Source organism: Pantoea sp. PGP6 (assembly GCF_053474785.1).
The window spans coordinates 3738402-3756096 of record NZ_JBQBMA010000001.1 but is presented as its reverse complement, the minus strand read 5'-3'; the positions used below and the strand labels follow the sequence as shown (position 1 = coordinate 3756096).

Below are 17695 nucleotides of genomic sequence, written 5' to 3'. Positions count from 1 at the left end.
CGCTCCTCACAGAACCAGCTTTAAAAATCCCCATTCCTCTCAGCATTTGAAACAGGTTCCAGATCTGACCATTGCGGGTTGCTTGCGTGAGTAAAGGCTGGAGAATAACGGCATGACTCACGCCCGGACCCGGAGTTCATCATGAACAGTACCGTCTATGACGCTTTCCGTTGCCTGGAGCTGCTCGCTTCAGCGGCCCGGCCGCAGGGCATTCGTGAAATGGGACGTGAACTGGCGCTCGACTCGGCCAAAATAACGCGCCTGATGAAAACGCTGCTGGCGCTGGATATGGTGCATCGCGATGCGCGGCGCAAATACAGCCTCGGCATCGGTATCCATCGTCTCTCGGCCTACGCTATCCATAATTCAGCGTTTTATAATGCGGTGATCGGCATTCTGGAAGAGAGCGGCAACCCGGCTATTTCTATTGTTATCGGCGTCCTGAGCGGCACCAATGTGGTCTACATCATCCATACACGCGGAGGAGAAAGCATTGCCCGTGCTATCGGGAATTATCAATCCTATCCGGTGCATGACTCGGTGATTGGCATCAAATTATTATCAGCAATGAGTAATCAGGAAATTATCAGCCAAATCGGTATTCATGATTATCGGCTGCTGAAAAATGATATTGAACAGGCACGCCGCCATCAGGTGTTCGCCAAGGCCTATGGTCAGCATGATTACCGACTGGCATGTAATATCCCTGGCATGCCAGCGGCCATCGCCTTATCCAATATCAACAGTGAAAAGATGGACGTTGAGATGTTAAGTTTGTACCTGATATCTGCCGCGAAAAAAATCAGTGGCGAACCACTGACTATGTTAAATCAATAATTTACAGCGCTTCGCCGTTTCGGCAACCGACTGCCCGGGCCTGTACAACGACGAACCTATCCCGACACTGTCATAGTGAACCAGATAGTCAGCCGCATTATCGACCGTTATCCCGCCGACCGCTGAAAACCGTACCGGCTGAGAAAGCGGGCCTTTGATCAGTTGCGGATAATTAACCGGCAATGCGCAGGCCGGAAATATTTTCATCACCTCCACGCCCAGTCCGGCAGCAAGGAAAATTTCACTGGCGCTAAACACTCCGGCATACACCGTTAATCCCTGCTTTTTCGCTTCGGCTACCAGCTGCGGATCAAGATTGGGTGTGAGAATAAACCGGGCTCCGGCGGCCAGGCTTTCATCGACCTGGCGGCGATTAACCACCGTTCCTGCGCCAATATTCAGGTGAGGACCGAAGTGCTTAACCGCTGCCTGAATACTGGATTGCCAGTCAGGCGAGTTAGCTGTGATTTCTATCTGGCTGATGTCATTATCCAGCAGGCAGCGGATATGGTGATTAACCTCTTCCGGACGAATGCCGCGTAATATAGCGATAACCTGTGAGTTAATAGCCATGGCGGAACACCTCATTCAGTCCGGCTATCAGGGCGGTTTCCGCAGGCAGAAATTCTGCCGGCTGATTTAGCGCCTCACAGGCCAGCCGGTAATGCGCTAACAGGCTTTCACTGCCGATAAAACAGATCGTCTCCGGGTCAGTCGCCCCGGATAAAAGTTCATGGCCAATCAGTAACCCGGATAGCCATGCCGCTGCCGCCTCTGCCGCGAGGGCCTTAAGGATATAACGCCCCCGACAGCGGAAAAGCTCGCTAATCAAATCGGTTTGCTGATGCTGAATTCTCTGCGCCGTTTCAATACCGCTTAGAAAGGCTTGATGTGACCAGCATTGCTCGGGCAATCCCTTGCCCAGCACCGAGTGATTAAGCAATAGCGCATACAGCTCACCGGTCATCAGCGTCTGTAATCGGGTCACCTGCTGCTGCTGACGATCGACTCGGAGCCACTTACTGTGGGTGCCGACAGCGGCAAAGTTCTGCGCAGCAGAGAGCATCAACCCGCCGGCCAGTTGCATCTCTTCCCCGCGGCATATTTCATTCACCCGTCGGTCACAGATACCCGGGCGCAGACTCACCGGGTTCGGGATGATCCCCGGCAGCGGCTGGCCTTTACCGAAAAGCGCGCTGAAGCTAAGCGGTAAACTGAGATATCCCGCGTCAGCGAGGCCGATATTGCTGCCAATCATGCCGCACAATATAACCGGCAGCTGTTCATCATAAGCCTCGCCGAGCCGTAACAGTTGCTGCTGCAATATTAACGGCAAGGCAGCGCGCTGGCATTTACCGACCCCGCAGTCCGCCTCGACCGTTTTGATCATCCTGCCATCTCGTACGCTCAGCGCCCGAAAATTACTGGTGCCCCAGTCGACCGCGATATAGTTCATGCCTGCCTCTCCAGTACCGCCAGCGGCAGCGCATCGGTCAGTTCCTTCAGCTCCAGACGGGTAATCTCATCCAGACTTTTTGCTGGTTCGCGGACGTAATCACTGCTAAAAATCCCTGCCCGGTGCAGCACGGTTTTATGAATAGCCACGCCGATACCGGGCTGGACACCGTAGCGAAGAAAGGGCAGGTAACGGTAAAAATGGCTCTGGGCTGCTTTTCGATCCTGATGCCAGCAGTGAAGAATGGTATTAATCACGTCCGGGAATTCGCAGGCCGGCATCGTGCCGGTTATCCCCCGGCAGAGTTCTTCAAACAGAAAGCCGGCATTCAGGCCGCCAAACAGGCCGACCCGATCGCCTAATGCCTGTTTCAGTGCGCTGATTTTTAGCGTCGTCGGTGGCTGCTCAACTTTGATGTACTTGATGGTCGGGAAATCTTCGCAAACACGAACCAGCGTCGTTACCGGCATGGTCACACCGGTCATCAGCGGTGCATCCTGAATCATGATATCGATGCTGCAGGCCTGACTGATATCCCGCCAGAAGCGGTAGAGTTCTTCCGGGCCGGGTTTAACCACGGCGGGGGGATTAACCATAGCGATATCGGCACCCCAACGCTGTACCCGGTTGATCTCATCAATTGCGACGGCTGAAGAGGCACCGCCCGCCGCCGCCACCAGCGGCAAATCGCCGACCTGTTTTTTGACGCAGTAAAAAAGCGCCTGCTTCTCATCCTGCGTCAGAGCATAGCCTTCAGAAGCATTGCCAAACAGCGCCAGCCCATCAACGCCCTGCTGCAACAGAAAGTGGACCAGGCGTTCAACTGAGGCAAGATCCAGCTCGCCTTGTTCAGTAAACGCGGTGGCCAGAATAGGCACGTTACCTTTTAGCATGTTGCCTCCGTCAGATGTTTACGTAGACCCTCTTCATCGATTTCAATCCCCAGTCCGGCTCCCCTTGGCAACTGATATGCGCCTTGTTCACAGACCAGCGGCTGTTTAAGTAACTGATTAGCGACGTTGAAAACCGGAGGCTGGTACTCAAGCATGAACAGATTAGGTATTGCGGCAGCGGCATGGATTGAGGCGGCGATACACGGCCCCTGACCCACGCTCAGATGAGGGGCTACACGCAGGTTCCAGGTTTCCGCCAGCGCGGCGATATGCATCAGTTCGCTGATACCGGTACGGCCAACATCAGGTTGCAGGATGTCTGCGGCGCGTTGCTCAATCAGCGGCTTAAACTGGTAGCGGGTGCGTTCCGTTTCACCCAGCGCAATGGCTATCGGGCTTTTGGCGCGCAGTTCACGATGACCGGCAACATCTTCTGGCAGCAGCGGCGCTTCAAGGAAGCCAACACCAAGCGCGTGCAGGCGCTGTGCGAGTTCACTCGCTTCGGTAACGCTGTAATTCCAGTGGGCATCAACGAACAGTTGTGCTTCCGGGCCGAGCGCTTCACGGATAACTTTTACATTGTGGATGTCTTCGCTGACGCCATAACCCAATGCCAGTTTAAAGGCGCTGAACCCCTTTTCCTGCCAGCGTCTGGCCAGCACAGCGCGGGATTCCAGATCCGGTTCCGGCAAGCCGGAGACATAGCAAGGAATGGTCTCGCGGTAGGCTCCCCCGAGCAGCTGATACACCGGCAAATTGAGGATCTGGCCTTTAAGATCCCACAGAGCGATATCTACGGCGGCCAGCGCATCAATATGGTAGCCCGTGATATGGCCGCGATCGCGCATCGCATCGTACATGCGTGAATTCAGCACGGCGCTATCGAACGGCGATCGACCGATAATTAACGGCCTGAACAGCTGGTTGATCAGTTCAGCAATCACCTGCGGTACTACCGGTGCCAGCGCCTCGCCCCAGCCGACGTGGCCGTCGCGGGTGGTAATCTTTACCAGGCAGGTTTCCATCTTGCGGGAATAGACGCAGCGGTATTCAGGGCGATAATAATAATCCGCTTCATTGCCAGTGGCGTTGCCGCCCAGATAGATCTGGTCAGCGGCAATTTTCAGCGGAAAGCATTCAACCTGACTGATTTGCATATTAACTCCGGTTCAGATTAATCAAGGATTTTGCCGGCGGTCTCTTTGGCGAACCACACCGCAATAAAAGAGACGAGGGCAGTGATCATTACGTACCAGGCGGGAGAGAGCGGATCGCCGGTCCAGGCAATCAGGCTGGCTGAGGCCAGAGGCGTTACGCCGCCAAACACCGCCACCGTCAGGTTGTAGGCGACGGCAATGCCGCCGTAGCGAATGGCGGTGGGAAACAGCTCCACCATCGCTGCGCCACAGCCGCCGTTAAACATGGCGACAAATACGCCCAGCAGGCTCATGGCCGCTATCGACGTCATCACCGAACCTTGCGTCATCAGCAACATGGCGGGATAGGTCAGTAGAATGAAGCCGCCACATCCCATCAGCATTAACGGACGGCGGCCCCAGCGATCGGAAAGATAGCCGGTAAGCGGCATACAGACAGCGACACTGAGCAAGCCCAGCGTGGTGATGAGATAAGAGTCGGTCCGGCTGTAATGCAGGTGGGTGGAGAGGTAGCCCGGCATAAAGGATTGCAGCACCCAGCTGCTGACCGCTTTAACCACCACAAAGCCGACGCAGAAAAGCAGGGCGCGGCCAGATGAGCTGAGCGTTTTGCGCAGCGGCGATTTCTCGATCTTTCCGCTGGCCTGCAGCTTATAAAATGCAGCCGAGTCTTCCATATTGCGGCGCATATACAGCCCACCCAGGCCGAGCGGGGCGGCAAGCAGAAAGGGAATGCGCCATCCCCAGTCGTTCATTGCGGCGTCGCTTAACGTATGGGTCAGCAGCAGTACCAGCCCCGAGCCACAAACGAAGGCCATAAAGCTGAAGTTTTCGCTCCAGCAGGTGAGCGTAGCCCGCCGGTTCGGTGCGGCGCTTTCGGCCAGATAAGTAATAACCCCGGAACTTTCACCGCCCGCCGCAAAGCCCTGCACCAGTCGGGTTATTACCAGCAGGATAGGGGCGATAATGCCTGCCTGGTGCCAGGTCGGCAAAATCCCCATCACAAAGGTTGAGAGTGAGGTAATCACAATCACCGTGACCAGCACTTTGCGTCGGCCCAGACGATCGCCCATTGAGCCAAAGAACAGCCCGCCCAATGGACGCATAAGAAAGCCGGAACCGAACACGGCGAAAGACTTTAACAGCGCGGTTGCCGGATCGGCGCTGACAAAAAAGTTGCTGGCGATAATGGCCGCCAGGGTGCCGTACAAGCCAAAGTCAAACCACTCGATAAAGTGACCTATCCCGGCAGACATCATAATTTTGGCGGTGCGTCTGGGCGAACGTTTAACTGTCGTCGGCGCGACCTCAATACCGTACTGGCGGGCTGAATGATCCATACGCTCTCCTGAAGGTAATAACGATGACCACATTGGGTGGCTGTTGGAATGAGCGTATGAGCTTTAGGCGCAGCATGTCGGAACGGGCGAGGATTGCGTGAGGTGGAGCAAAGATTGAATCGTTTTTTTGCTTCACATAGTGAAGCAACCAGCGGCGCGCCGGTTAAATGCAGCCATCTGCCCGGCACCAGTCCTGTTAACTAACCTTCTGATTAAACGGTTAATGAAAAAACGGCCAGCGCAGCAGAGCGCACTGCTCTCCGCCACGCTGGCCGTTGCGATTTACCGTCAGCGGCACCTATCAGCTACCTAACATCACGCCATCTTCAGCCGCTGCAGCCGTTTCTCGCGGCGGATTTTGCGCTCTTCCATCACTGCAACCATCGCCATCAGAGTGATACAGGCGATAGCGGCGGCATCCAGCGCGGCAAAGGTGCCGGCCCAGCCGGTCAGGCCGAATATCGGCGTGCCGTCGGCGATCATGCCCAGGCCGAGTTTGGCGAAGCTGTCGCCAATCAGATAGGCGAAGGTACCTTTGATGCCATCCGCTGCGCCGATGGCTTTTTTCGGCACAAAGCCGACCGCGGCGACGCCGATTAACAGCTGCGGACCAAATACCAGAAAACCAAGTGCGAACAGCGAAGCCAGATAAATATACTGGTTGCTGGCATGCTGATAGATCCCCAGCGTGGCGATAATCAGCGCCAGCGCCACACAGGCCACCAGCCCGCGACGACCGTTGGCCAGATCGGATAACCAGCCCCACAGCAGCGTGCCGACCAGCGCACCGACTTCAAACAGGGTAAAGCCCTGAATCGCCACCTCTTTAGAGAGTTTCAGCTCCTGAAACGCGTAAACGGTTGACCACTGATCGATGCCGATGCGCACCACATACAGGAAGATATTGGCGAAGCACAGCAGCCAGATCACTTTGTTTTTCAGCACGTACTCAACGAAGATCTGCCATTTGGTCATCGACTCATCTTCGGCTTCTTTATCTTCTTCGCTCAGCTCTTCACCAAACAGCTCTTCGGCTTTGCCCAGCCCATACGACTCCGGCGAATCACTGCCGAAACGCAGACCGATAAAGCCAACAATCAGCGCAATAATCGACGGGAAGATAAACATCCCAATCACGTGGCCGTCGAACAGATAATTGGCACCAAACAGCGCCACGCCTGCCGCACCGGCACCGCCGAGGTTATGCGAAATATTCCACATCCCCAGATAGGTGCCACGCTTGCGGCGCGGGGTCCATTTAGTGATGGTCGAGTAGCTACAGGAGCCGCCGGTACTCTGGAAGAAACCGCTCAAGGCATAAAACGCAATCATCAGGAACAGACTGACCGATCCGGTGCCCATGCTGGCGCTGAAGCCGAGCATACAGATGGCCGACAGGATCAGCATAAACGGCAGGAACTGCTTGGTGTTTTTGCCGTCGGCGTAATAGGAGACCAGCGTTTTACCGACGCCGTAGGTGATCGAGAAGCCGAGACCAATCATCCCCAGCTGCGTCATGCTTAGCCCGTAGGTGGTGATCATATCGTTCTGCGCAATGTTGAAGTTCTTGCGGATCAGATACATGGTCAGGTAGCCGATAAACACCACCAGATAGGACTGCATAAAGGGTCTGAACCACAGCTTGCGCCGCTCGTCGAGCGGCAGGTCCAGGGTCGGTTTGCGCACCTGATTAAGAAAGGCCAGCATGGATGGGGGTTCTCCTGGTTGGAAAAGCTGCAACGGGCAGCGAATGGCTGGCATTGTAAAAATCAGCCGCCCGCCTGGCCTGAGACAGCCGCCAGGCGAAACCAGGAAAATTTCTTAGTTTTGCCCCACATGCGGCAAAAAGGAGAGGCGCATCACGCTTCGTCGACCGGACGCGGCGCCTGCGCATTGAGGAATGGCAGCAGCAGCAGTGCGGAGATACCGGCCGCAATCGCAATCACCGCAAAGAAGCCGCTCCAGTGCCAGCTGTCGATCACCCACGCCAGCGGCCAGCCGGAGAGCGACGCGCCAAGATAGGCGAACAGCCCGACAAAGCCGGTCGCCGCACCCGCCGCCTCCTTGTGAGAACACTCGGCCGCCGCCATGCCAATCAGCATCTGCGGACCCGAGACAAAGAAGCCGGTAGTGAAAAAGCACGCCGTCTGCATCACGTAACTGGTGAACGGCATCAGCCACAGCGATCCCACCGACAGCAGGATCCCGGCGGCGAAAATCAGGTTCATCGGGCCGCGGTTGCCGTTAAACAGCTTATCCGATCCCCAGCCGGCCACCAGCGCGCCGATAAATCCGCCCAGCTCAAACATCGTCACCCCTGAATTGGCGGTTACCAGATCGACGCCCAGCGTCTCCGAGATGTAGAGATTGCCCCAGTCGTTGATCGCCGCGCGTACCACGTAAACCAGCACATAACACAGCGCCAGCAGCCAGATGTAGGGGTTCAGCAGCACGTAGCGGGTGAGGATCGCTTTGCGGCTCAGGCCCGCGCCTTCCTGCTGCTGCGCCATCTCCATCTCATCCTGCCGCCAGTCGCCGACCTCGGGCAGGCCAACGGTCTGAGGCCGATCGCGCAGTCGCCAGCAGAGAAACAGACCGGCCAGAATCGCTAATCCGCCCGCCACCATCATCCCGCTGCGCCAGCCGTAATGCAGCGCCACCGCCCCGATCATCATCGGAATCAGTGCGCCACCTACGTTGTGCGCGGTGTTCCACAGCGCCCACCAGCCGCCGCGTTCATTGCGCGAATACCAGGCGGTCAGCAGGCGGGCGCAGACCGGCGCGCCCCAGCCCTGGAAGAAGGCGTTAACCGCCCACAGCAACGCAAAGGCCCACAGCGAGGTGGAGAAGCCGAACAGGATGTTCACTACCCCGGTGGCAATCAGTCCCAGCCCCATAAAGTAGCGGGCGTTGGAGCGGTCGCTGACGATGCCGGAGAAAAATTTCGACAGGCCGTAGGTGATGTAAAACAGCGTCGCCAGCAGGCCGATATCGGTACGGGTCATCACGCCGCTGGCGAGGATCTCCGGGGCGGCGGCGTTGAAGCTTTTGCGGGTGAAATAGAACAGCGCATAGCCCAGCCAGATGGTCACCATGATATGCCGTCGCCAGTAGCGATAGCGGCGATCGATCTCCGCTTTATCCTGCAGCGGGGCGGCGTTGGCCGGGGTTTTCAGAAAGCTAAACACATTCACTCCTCACACCGTACGCAGCGGCAAATGAACGCTGACGCGGGTGCCGTGGGTACAGGATATCGCCAGCGTGCCGCCCAGCGCGGCCACCCGTTCGCGCATTCCGGCCAGACCAAAACCCTGCTGGCCGGAACCGGACGGCAGGCCGCAGCCATCATCTTCAATCACCAGCATCACTCGTTCATCCTGCTGCCAGCCTTTGAGCATCACCGCACTGGCGCTGGCGTGCTTCACGATATTGTTCAGGCCTTCCTGGCAGACGCGAAACAGCGTGACGCGCTGGCCTTCGCTGAGCAGGTTCTCATCAATGTGCCAGTCGAGATGGCTGACGATACCGCGATCGTCGAGTTCCATCTCACGCATCAGCGAGCGGACCGCCTGCTCCAGCGAGAGATCGTCTAGCTGACGCGGCCGTAACCGTCCCAGCAGTCGCCGCACCGAATCGTACACTCCCAGCGACAGCTGCTCGATGTGCGCGCCGCTCTGGATCACCCGGCCATTATCGGGTGCCAGCCGCTGGACGATGCCCGCCTGGGTACGAATCGCGGTGATGGTCTGGCCAATGTCATCGTGCAGCTCACGCGCTACCTCCTGGCGCACGCTCTCTTCGGTCTCGACCAGACGTTCAGCCAGCCGCCGGTTGCGCGCCAGCTCATGCTGCAGCGACTGATTAAGCTCACGCAGCCGCTGGATACCGGCACCGAGCAGCAGTCCGGTCAGGCTTTGCGCCAGCAGCGATAGCAGCAGATCGACCGGATGATCGTGCCAGGTCTGGCTGGCAATCAGGGCAATGGCATTCATCAGGGTAGCGATCAGCGCACCCTGCCAGCCGTAGTGCCACGCCAGCGCAATAATCGGCAGCGCCAGACAAAATGGCGTAAAGCGCGCCAGCTCTGCCGGCAGGCCAAGCTGCAATCCCAGGCTGATGATAAACAGCAGCAGATACCAGATAAGATGTCGGGCGCGCCAGTTAACCGGCTGGGAGATCAGCGCCGGTCCCAGCGGCTGCCAGCGGGTACGGGTGAGATAGTGCCAGATAACCAGGCAGGTAGGGGCCAGCGTCAGCCCGCCGGTGAGCGTCAGCAGCAGGGCGTTCAGCATCTCCTGCTGACCGGCCCACGGCAGCGATTGCAGCAGTGCGGCGGCGATCAGCGCGGCACCCTGACGCAGCAGCGTGCGCCAGTCGCGCTGGTGGCGATAACGGGAGATCAGCGCCACCGGCAGCAGCGTCAGCACGCCGCCGACCATCAGCAGTGGCAGATGCGCCAGCGCGACCTGGTGCGACAGCCAGATCAATAGCATCCACTCGCTGGCCAGCAGCACCGGCCAGTAGCCGCGCGGACATTGCAGCATCAGGCCCAGCCGCAGGCCAAACGGAAACAGCAGCACCGCCAGCTCGGGCCGTTGCACCAGATGCAGGCTGATGCTCCACAGGCAGAACCACGCCGCCGAAAAGATGCAGACGCTGGCGGCCACTGATATCAGCCGCGACAGAAGCGGCGTCATTGCCAGCCGTCAAACATGCGGCGCGCCAGCTCGACGTCGTTGCTGACGCCGAGTTTTTCCATCAGGTTGGCGCGGTGGACGTGAACGGTTTTTGGCGACAGGCCCAGCTCGGCCGCAATGGTTTTCACCGGCATCCCCTGCGACAGCTTCTCGGCTACCTGGCGTTCGCGTCGGGTCAGCGGGTCCTGACGTCCGGCGGCCAGCTTAAGGGCGATCTCCGGCGTCAGGTAACAGCCACCGGCCGAGACCGTGCGCACGGCAGCGATCAGCTCATCGGGGCGACAGCGTTTGGAGAGATAACCGCGCGCGCCGGCGTTAAGCGCCTGCTCCACCAGCGCCGGACTGTCGTGTACCGACAGCATAATGGTGGCTAAGCCGGCGGGAAGCTGGCTCAGCAGTTCCAGACCGGAGAGATCGGGCATCGAGATGTCGCAGATACAGACCTGCACGCCGCGTCCCGGTAAACCCGCCAGCGCCTCTCGGCCCGATCCAAACTCGGCCACAACCTGAAAATCGGGTTCCAGTCCCAGCAGTTGGGCAAACCCGGAGCGGACGATCAGGTGATCGTCAATAAGCGCGATGGTAATCATGATGCGTTCCTGGCGGGTAAATTCGCGCTTACCTTAGCGATAAGCGCGTGGCTGTTCAAGTCGTGAGCAGTCTGGCACGAGGACGGTGGCGGGATGTTGATCCCGGTGGGATCGGAGCGATCATCAGCGCAGCGGCAGGATCGTCTGGCGTGGCAGGCCGGGCGGCGATCCCACTCCGGCCAGGTGACGAATTAATGCAGACAGCACTGCTTATATTTTTTACCGCTGCCGCACGGGCAGGGATCGTTACGACCTGGCAGCTTTTCTACCGAGATCGGCTTCTGCGGCACCGGCACCGCTTCAGGCTGGGAGATCCAGTGATCGTGCAGCGCCAGCGCAGCAGGGCGGATCGCCTCAATGCTGGCTTCCATCTCATCCGGCGTCATCGCATCCAGTTTTTCGAGATTCTCTTCCACGCCGTGTAAGGCGATGGCGTCCAGCGCCGGTTGCAGATCCTGCGGCAGGGCAGACCAGTCGGTCAGCGATACGCCGCGCATGTAGCCGAAGCACCACTCTTCAACCACGGTAAATTCCAGACCTTCCATCTCACGGATGCCAAACAGCGGTTCGAACTGCTCAGGGAATTCAGACAGCCGGTCAGCCACATCATTCATGTGCTGAAAACAGAGCTCCATAAAACGCGTCATTTCACGTTCGTTGCTCCATTTTGGGATCTGCTTCTCGCCGCCCCACAGCGCCACCAGCCATTTGCTGGGTTCGACGGTGGTCGGTCCGGACAGCACGGCGGTCAGCAGACCGTCCAGCTCGGAGACATCCAGAATCGACGCTTCGTTGCCATATTTTTCCAGCATATCTTCCAGCCATTGCAGCTCTTTCTCGGACAGTGGGCCTTCTTTCATGCGGTTGCCTCCCGGGCATTTCAAAAATGTGAGCACGGCGTTCAAGCCATAAAGCCGCAGCAGTGTACACCCTTGCGCGCTGCAACACAGCTTACCTCAGGCCGGGCAGGTGGTTTCAGTTGCCGGCACGGCGACCCTCAATCCGCCGGTTACACCACTTTTAGTCGGTTTAGCGCGCTATAGCCGACTGTCGCTTTGTGATACATTTTTGCGCGACAGCGGGTCTGTTACATCACGATCAAACTTAATTAACTGATTATTATAATAAAAAATGAGAACAGACTTTTTCTCCGGTCGGGCGAGCACGCTTCGCACCTGGCGGGATCTCCACCGCCGTGCCTCAGGCCGATTCAGAATAATAGCCCTGCTGTGGCCTGCCATCATCCTGATCCTCGCGGGTTGTGGCACTCTGTCGCAGACGTCGGCCCCGGTCGGCGACCGCGTTTACCTGACTCACGCCACCTTCCATGAAAATGTTGACGACATTGTGCGTCACTACATGCAGCAAAAGCAGGTTCCCGGCATCAGCATTGCGATCGTTCATCGTGGTGGTCCGGCACAATTTTACGCTTATGGGGTGACCGATCGGCAGCACCGTTATCCGATTACGCCCGACACGCTGTTTGCGCTCGGTTCGCTGAGTAAAGGGGTGACGGCAGAGGTGATTAGCCAGCTGGTGAATCAGGGCCAGCTGCACTGGCACGACACGCTGGCCGATCTGCTGCCTGGGGTGCGGCTGAGCGAGGACGCAAAACGCATTACGCTGCTGCAACTGGTCACCCACACCGCTGGTCTGCCGCGTCAGGATATGGACTTGCCGATGCTGTATCAGTTCATCCGCTATCTGGGCAATGGCGAAAACTTCTATAGCAATCTCGACAGCGATGCGCTGCTCGATTATCTCGCCGATTTCTCTGCGCCAGCGGTGCGCGTGCCGCATTACTCCAATCTCGGCTATGCGCTGCTCGGCTATATTCTGCGTGAACGCTTTCATCAGGATATCCAGTCGCTGGCCTCAACGCTGATTTTTACGCCGTTGCAGATGACGCACAGCAGCTTCCGGCCCGAAACGCTGGCCGGGTATCCGCTGCGCGCACTCGGTCACGCCGGCGATCAGCCCAAATTTATCGCCCGTGGCGCGCTGACGCCGGACTGGCATTTCCACGGCAACATGGTGGCGGCAGCCAGTCTTTACAGCAATGCACGCGATCTGATCGCTTATCTGCGTGCGCATCTGAGCGCCACCGGCGATCGGTCGCTGGATCAGGCCTTTGCCGCGGTGAATCGGGCGTGGTATCAACAGGGAAGCCAGGCACAGAATATCGCCTGGGTCACCGATCGGGTCGCGGGAGAGCAAATAACCTACCAGGTCGGTTACATTGGCGGCTATGCCAGCTTTATCGGCTACGATAAAGCCCGTGGCAACGCGATTGTAGTGCTGCAAAACGCCTTTAACTGGAGCAACTATTTAGGCATTGCGTTGTTGGTCGATCTGGCAACTAAGGATAAAGTGGTTGGACAGTAACCGGTGCGTGGTGAAACGAATAGCGTCGTCTTTCCTTACACTTAGCTTTGACGCGAGGGGAACTGTATCGCTATAAAGATTGTCTTTAGCCTGTCTACCGTCACTAAAATCAATTTAACGTGGAAATCATTATGCGCAGGACTCAACGTGTACTTTTCTCAATGGGATTACTGGTTGGCTCGCTGAGCCTGATCCCTGCTGTGCAGGCCGCCGGTGAAGCAACGGATACCGTTCCGCCGCCGCCACAGATTCAGCCTGCCAATCCTGACGCCCAGTCGCAGCCTGGCGCGGTTAACGCTCAGCCGGATGCCGGTGCCGCACAGACTGAGGCGCCATCCAGCTCACAATCGAATGATGGCATTACGCCGACCACGCCAGCGCCGTCGACTGGCGGACAGCCGAACTACGATCTCAACATCATCATCATCGACTACAAACAGTATAAAGTCGGCGACACGGTGCCAGAGAAGTACACTGATAAAACCTACACCATTACCGAGTGGCAAAAACGTAATCTGCCTGCGCCGCAGGAGAATACCCACTGGGCCTATATCAACGCCAATTACATCCTGATTACCAATGACACCGGCAAAATCGTCATGGGGAAATCGGGCGATATCTTCTTCCGCGGTTAAAATAAGCGGTTAAAAAATCAGCCGGTCAGCACGACCGGCTTTTTTTTAGCTGAAACGCTCCGCACCAAAGCTTGCCAGCATCGGATGTTTTTCGCCGCTGATCATCTCGTCCGCCAGTAATTCCCCGACAATCAGCGCCAGCGTGGCACCGGAGTGGCTGAACGCCACGTAACAGCCCGGTACCTTTTGCAGTTCACCCAGCACCGGATCGCCATCACCTGGAATCGGCTTGAGGCCAATCTTCCAGCTCTCAGCTTTGAGCGGCCGATCGCCACGCAATAACCGGCTGGCTTCCTGCGCCAGCTGCGCCACCACCTGCTCATCAATCCGGTATTCCCCGTCGGCCAGCGGCTGGATATCAGCTTCATACCAGTCGTGATCGAGCGCAAAACGGTTGCCAGGATTGGGACGAACCGCGGCGCGCGGGGTGTTCAGCACCGCTTTCAGCGGCTGGGCGGACGGTTCGGTGATCACCAGCATCGAAACCGGCGAGCCGTTGGGGATAGTCACACCGAGCGGTGCCACCACATCCGGCGTCCAGGGACCGCAGGCAACCAGCACCGCATCGGCGCGCAGCTCGCCTTTATCGCTACGAATGCCACAGGCCCGGCCCCGATCGGTGATCACGCTGGCTTTACCGGCGTGTTCTACCACTTCGCCGCCCAGTGCCCGGAACTGATTGACCAGATAATCCACCAGATGCGGCAGGCTGACCCAGCCTTCACCGGGATTAAATATTGCCTGGGCCGCCAGCGCATCGGGATCGACCGCAGTATCCGCCTGCGCCACGTTTTCAGCCGTGATCAGCTGTGAATCGTAGCCGTGGGCTTTTTCATAAGCGTGGCGCGCCTCCGTCGCGGCAACGTCGCTGTCCGACCAGCAGATCCCGCCGTCAAACCGCAGCCAGTCGAGTGTCGGATGCCGGGCAAACAGGGTGCGATAGCGATCGATGCCGGCCATGCGTAGCGCATGATAAGGTTTCGACCGCTCGCCCGCTGAGTTGAGCCACGACAGCGAGCGTCCTGAGGCGCCGGAGCAGAGCGCGGCTTCGGTCACTAAGGTTACCGCTGCCCCGCGTTTCGCCAGCTCGAGCGCCGTCGATACGCCCAGCACGCCACCGCCCAGCACCACCACTTTCATTTCAGTTTTTACCGCCATTATCAGGTTCCTTACTCAGTTACAGCACTTCAGAGAGAAAACGTTGCAGGCGCGGTGACTGCGGCGCATCGAAAATAGCGGCTGGCGGCCCGGCTTCGACAATCTCGCCTTCGTCCATAAACACCACCTGATCCGCCACTTTGCGCGCAAAGCCCATTTCATGCGTTACCACCACCATCGTCATGCCGCGACGACAGAGATCGGCCATCAGCGTCAGCACGCCTTTCACCAGTTCGGGATCGAGCGCCGAGGTCGCCTCATCAAACAGCATCACCTCCGGATCCATCGCCAGCGCGCGGGCAATCGCCACCCGCTGCTGCTGGCCGCCGGAGAGATCGCGTGGCCGGTGATCGGCGCGCGGACCCAGACCAACCTCTTCCAGCCGCTGACGGGCAATCGCCATCGCCTGCGCTTTGGGCAAGCCTTTGACGCGCCACGGGGCCAGCGCCACGTTCTCCAGCGCGCTGTGATCGGGAAACAGGTTGAAGTGCTGAAACACCATGCCAATCCGCAGCCGCAGTGCGTCCGGTTTGTCGCGCAGTACCGATCGGTCGGCCAGCAACACATCGCCCGATTTCGGCTCATGCAGCCGGTTAATACCGCGCAGCAGGGTCGATTTGCCCGAGCCGGATGGCCCGATAATGCAGGTGGTGCTGCCGGGCGCGACCCGCAGCGAGACGTTACGCAGCACCTCAATCGGGCCATAGGCGAGGGTCAGATCGCGCAGCTCCAGGCTGGCTCCGTGCCAGCTGGCGCTGGTTGTGCGGTTATTCATGGTTGCCTCCGGTCAGCGGGTGAGTGGCCAGCGCGCCGTTGGGCCGTCTGACTTCCTCCACCTCTTTTAAACCACTTTGCGGCGCGGTCAGGCGACGGCGGCCGGTGCGGTAACGCACATCCACGTAGTTGACCATGTGCGTCAGCGGCACGGTGATGATCAGATAGAACAGCCCGGCCAGCATCAGCGGCGACAGATTGCCGGTCAGCACCGCTGCATCCTGGCCGACGCGAAACAGCTCGCGCTGCTGGGTCATCAGCCCCAGCAGGTAGACCAGCGACGAGTCTTTAATGATGGCGATGAACTGATTGACGATGGCGGGCAGCACCCGGCGGATCCCCTGCGGGATCACCACCAGCCGCATCGCCCGGCCATAGCTCATCCCCAGCGCGCGACAGGCTTCCATCTGGCCGCGTTCGACGCTCTGAATGCCGGCGCGGAAAATCTCGCCCATGTAGGCGCTGGCAATCAGGCTGAGGGCGAAGATCCCCAGCGGGTAAGGCGTCGGACCGAACAGCTGATAGCTGAATCGCGCCAGGCCCTGACCAATCAGCAGGATGGTCAGAATCGACGGCAGACCGCGAAACAGATCGGTATACAGCCGGGCGGGCAGGCGCAGCCAGCGCGAGGGCGAAATGCCCATCAGCGCCAGCAGCAGGCCAAACAGTGTGCCAAGCAGGGTGGCCGCCAGCGAGATAATCACCGTATTCACCAGCCCGGTGGTCAGCATCTGCGGCAGCACTTCCCTCATTGAGGAAAAATCAAAGAAGGTGCGGGAAAGAATCGTGAGCAAGTCCATCGCCGTCTCCATGCAGTGCGGGGCATTCCCCGGTTAACTCAGGACGCGAACGTCCGCCACTTTACTGACCGCCAGGCAGATACTGTTTGGGCATTGGCGAGCCGGGGAACCACTTCTGATAGAGCCGCTGCCAGGTGCCGTCCTGCATCGCCGCTTTAATGGCGCTGTCCAGTGCGGCCTTAAAGGCGGGTTTGCCTTTGGCGATGGCGATACCGGCCGGGGCATCAAAAGAGGGGATATCGGCAGCAGAGACCAGCTTGAAGCGTTCGGCGTAGCTTTTGGCGGCCTCATAGTCGAGGAAGATGGCGTCGAGCGTGCCATTATTGAGCGCCGAGACCGCGCTGTTGTTATCCGGGAAGCGCACGATGTCGGTCTGGGTGAAGTGTTCCACCGCGTAGTTCTCCTGCAGCGTGCCCTGAACGACGCCAAGCCGCCGTTTTGCCAGACTGGCGACATTCTTCACGCCGCTGTCGCTGCGGGTCAGCACGGTGAGAAAGCCCGCCAGATAGCCAGTAGAGAAATCGACGGTTTTTTCACGTGCCGGGGTGATGCCGATCGCCGCGACCGCCGCATCATACTGACCGTTGGCGACCGCCGGCATGATGGCGGAGAAGTCCTGACCGACAAAATCGACCTTATCGATTCCCATGCGATGGGCGACATTTTTAAAGAATTCGACGTCAAAGCCGGTGAACTGACCGCTGGCATCGGTGAAGGTATAAGGTCTGGAATCGCCGACGCTGGCGACGCGTAGCTGGCCCGGTTCGATCAGGCCGTAGGGATTGTCATCGCTGGCAGCCAGCGTAGAGAACGAAAGTGCACAGAGTGCGAGCAGGGTGCTGAACGTCTTACTGAACACAGTGCCGAACAGCATGCCAGGCCGTTTGCCCGGTTTGGTTTGCGATTTCATAGCTCATCCGTTTTTGCAGGTTTAAACATCAGAGACTGTTGAGCCGGTGATTATTTTTGAGAC

General features: G+C 58.4%; 17 protein-coding genes. 3 read left to right on the top strand and 14 right to left on the bottom strand.

Annotation, left to right across the window (positions count from 1 at the left end; translation table 11 throughout):
• Positions 1-141: 141 nt before the first annotated feature.
• Complete coding sequence (locus ACLIBF_RS18255; RefSeq protein WP_448310225.1) at positions 142-837, top strand: helix-turn-helix domain-containing protein; 696 nt, start codon at positions 142-144, stop codon at positions 835-837.
• Here ACLIBF_RS18255 and ACLIBF_RS18250 read toward each other — a convergent pair.
• From ACLIBF_RS18250 to ACLIBF_RS18205, 10 genes are all read right to left on the bottom strand, one after another.
• Complete coding sequence (locus tag ACLIBF_RS18250; protein WP_279810108.1) at positions 826-1410, bottom strand: 2-dehydro-3-deoxyphosphogluconate aldolase; 585 nt, start codon at positions 1408-1410, stop codon at positions 826-828. The genes ACLIBF_RS18255 and ACLIBF_RS18250 overlap by 12 nt on opposite strands.
• Entirely contained in the window at positions 1400-2293 is an 894-nt protein-coding gene (locus ACLIBF_RS18245) for a 2-dehydro-3-deoxygalactonokinase (protein WP_279810107.1), read from the bottom strand. The genes ACLIBF_RS18250 and ACLIBF_RS18245 overlap by 11 nt, the downstream gene beginning before the upstream one ends.
• Positions 2290-3186: a dihydrodipicolinate synthase family protein gene (locus tag ACLIBF_RS18240; RefSeq protein ID WP_448310224.1), complete on the bottom strand. Its 897-nt coding sequence runs from the start codon at positions 3184-3186 to the stop codon at positions 2290-2292. The genes ACLIBF_RS18245 and ACLIBF_RS18240 overlap by 4 nt, the downstream gene beginning before the upstream one ends.
• Positions 3180-4343 carry a mandelate racemase/muconate lactonizing enzyme family protein gene (locus ACLIBF_RS18235; protein ID WP_448310223.1) on the bottom strand — a complete coding sequence of 388 codons (1164 nt, stop codon included), beginning with the start codon at positions 4341-4343 and terminating at the stop codon, positions 3180-3182. Before ACLIBF_RS18235 ends, ACLIBF_RS18240 begins: the two co-directional genes overlap by 7 nt.
• A gap of 17 nt (positions 4344-4360) precedes the next feature.
• On the bottom strand, positions 4361-5602 hold the full coding sequence (locus tag ACLIBF_RS18230; protein WP_279810113.1) for an MFS transporter: 1242 nt from the start codon (positions 5600-5602) through the stop codon (positions 4361-4363).
• Positions 5603-5998: 396 nt separating this feature from the next.
• A complete protein-coding gene (gene uhpT, locus ACLIBF_RS18225; protein ID WP_069728479.1) occupies positions 5999-7390 on the bottom strand; it encodes a hexose-6-phosphate:phosphate antiporter in 1392 nt (463 codons plus the stop codon).
• 152 nt (positions 7391-7542) lie between these two features.
• On the bottom strand, positions 7543-8871 hold the full coding sequence (gene uhpC, locus ACLIBF_RS18220) for an MFS transporter family glucose-6-phosphate receptor UhpC (RefSeq protein WP_448310222.1): 1329 nt from the start codon (positions 8869-8871) through the stop codon (positions 7543-7545).
• Positions 8872-8880: 9 nt separating this feature from the next.
• Positions 8881-10380: a signal transduction histidine-protein kinase/phosphatase UhpB gene (gene uhpB / locus ACLIBF_RS18215; protein WP_046289174.1), complete on the bottom strand. Its 1500-nt coding sequence runs from the start codon at positions 10378-10380 to the stop codon at positions 8881-8883.
• Complete coding sequence (uhpA, locus tag ACLIBF_RS18210) at positions 10377-10970, bottom strand: transcriptional regulator UhpA (RefSeq protein ID WP_031376330.1); 594 nt, start codon at positions 10968-10970, stop codon at positions 10377-10379. Before uhpA ends, uhpB begins: the two co-directional genes overlap by 4 nt.
• 191 nt (positions 10971-11161) lie before the next feature.
• Positions 11162-11830 (bottom strand): YecA/YgfB family protein, encoded by a 669-nt coding sequence (locus ACLIBF_RS18205; protein WP_279810103.1) that lies wholly within the window; start codon positions 11828-11830, stop codon positions 11162-11164.
• Positions 11831-12101: 271 nt separating this feature from the next.
• Between ACLIBF_RS18205 and ACLIBF_RS18200 the strand changes: the two genes are divergently transcribed.
• Positions 12102-13355: a serine hydrolase domain-containing protein gene (locus ACLIBF_RS18200; RefSeq protein WP_279810102.1), complete on the top strand. Its 1254-nt coding sequence runs from the start codon at positions 12102-12104 to the stop codon at positions 13353-13355.
• 131 nt (positions 13356-13486) lie between these two features.
• Entirely contained in the window at positions 13487-13990 is a 504-nt protein-coding gene (locus ACLIBF_RS18195) for an RcnB family protein (protein WP_279810101.1), read from the top strand.
• Between the two features lie 45 nt (positions 13991-14035).
• Here the strand turns inward: ACLIBF_RS18195 and ACLIBF_RS18190 are convergent, their stop codons facing one another.
• The 4 genes from ACLIBF_RS18190 to ACLIBF_RS18175 all read right to left on the bottom strand — a co-directional run bounded on the left by ACLIBF_RS18190 (position 14036) and on the right by ACLIBF_RS18175 (position 17596).
• Positions 14036-15148, bottom strand: coding sequence for an NAD(P)/FAD-dependent oxidoreductase (locus ACLIBF_RS18190; protein ID WP_279810100.1), 1113 nt, complete (start codon positions 15146-15148; stop codon positions 14036-14038).
• A 19-nt stretch (positions 15149-15167) separates the two neighbouring features.
• Positions 15168-15923: an amino acid ABC transporter ATP-binding protein gene (locus tag ACLIBF_RS18185; protein WP_069728477.1), complete on the bottom strand. Its 756-nt coding sequence runs from the start codon at positions 15921-15923 to the stop codon at positions 15168-15170.
• Positions 15916-16722: an amino acid ABC transporter permease gene (locus ACLIBF_RS18180; RefSeq protein WP_069728476.1), complete on the bottom strand. Its 807-nt coding sequence runs from the start codon at positions 16720-16722 to the stop codon at positions 15916-15918. Before ACLIBF_RS18180 ends, ACLIBF_RS18185 begins: the two co-directional genes overlap by 8 nt.
• Positions 16723-16783: 61 nt before the next feature.
• Positions 16784-17596, bottom strand: a complete 813-nt coding sequence (locus ACLIBF_RS18175) for an ABC transporter substrate-binding protein (protein ID WP_046289217.1) — start codon at positions 17594-17596, stop codon at positions 16784-16786.
• Between the last annotated feature and the right edge of the window lie 99 nt (positions 17597-17695).

What these genes read in the sequence shown, in the direction of transcription:
- ACLIBF_RS18255 (WP_448310225.1), top strand. Translation starts at nt 142, where the DNA reads ATGAACAGTACCGTCTATGACGCTTTCCGTTGCCTGGAGCTGCTCGCT.
- ACLIBF_RS18250 (WP_279810108.1), bottom strand. Translation starts at nt 1,410, where the DNA reads ATGGCTATTAACTCACAGGTTATCGCTATATTACGCGGCATTCGTCCG.
- ACLIBF_RS18245 (WP_279810107.1), bottom strand. Translation starts at nt 2,293, where the DNA reads ATGAACTATATCGCGGTCGACTGGGGCACCAGTAATTTTCGGGCGCTG.
- ACLIBF_RS18240 (WP_448310224.1), bottom strand. Translation starts at nt 3,186, where the DNA reads ATGCTAAAAGGTAACGTGCCTATTCTGGCCACCGCGTTTACTGAACAA.
- ACLIBF_RS18235 (WP_448310223.1), bottom strand. Translation starts at nt 4,343, where the DNA reads ATGCAAATCAGTCAGGTTGAATGCTTTCCGCTGAAAATTGCCGCTGAC.
- ACLIBF_RS18230 (WP_279810113.1), bottom strand. Translation starts at nt 5,602, where the DNA reads ATGATGTCTGCCGGGATAGGTCACTTTATCGAGTGGTTTGACTTTGGC.
- uhpT (WP_069728479.1), bottom strand. Translation starts at nt 7,390, where the DNA reads ATGCTGGCCTTTCTTAATCAGGTGCGCAAACCGACCCTGGACCTGCCG.
- uhpB (WP_046289174.1), bottom strand. Translation starts at nt 10,380, where the DNA reads ATGACGCCGCTTCTGTCGCGGCTGATATCAGTGGCCGCCAGCGTCTGC.
- uhpA (WP_031376330.1), bottom strand. Translation starts at nt 10,970, where the DNA reads ATGATTACCATCGCGCTTATTGACGATCACCTGATCGTCCGCTCCGGG.
- ACLIBF_RS18205 (WP_279810103.1), bottom strand. Translation starts at nt 11,830, where the DNA reads ATGAAAGAAGGCCCACTGTCCGAGAAAGAGCTGCAATGGCTGGAAGAT.
- ACLIBF_RS18200 (WP_279810102.1), top strand. Translation starts at nt 12,102, where the DNA reads ATGAGAACAGACTTTTTCTCCGGTCGGGCGAGCACGCTTCGCACCTGG.
- ACLIBF_RS18195 (WP_279810101.1), top strand. Translation starts at nt 13,487, where the DNA reads ATGCGCAGGACTCAACGTGTACTTTTCTCAATGGGATTACTGGTTGGC.
- ACLIBF_RS18190 (WP_279810100.1), bottom strand. Translation starts at nt 15,148, where the DNA reads ATGGCGGTAAAAACTGAAATGAAAGTGGTGGTGCTGGGCGGTGGCGTG.
- ACLIBF_RS18185 (WP_069728477.1), bottom strand. Translation starts at nt 15,923, where the DNA reads ATGAATAACCGCACAACCAGCGCCAGCTGGCACGGAGCCAGCCTGGAG.
- ACLIBF_RS18180 (WP_069728476.1), bottom strand. Translation starts at nt 16,722, where the DNA reads ATGGACTTGCTCACGATTCTTTCCCGCACCTTCTTTGATTTTTCCTCA.
- ACLIBF_RS18175 (WP_046289217.1), bottom strand. Translation starts at nt 17,596, where the DNA reads ATGCTGTTCGGCACTGTGTTCAGTAAGACGTTCAGCACCCTGCTCGCA.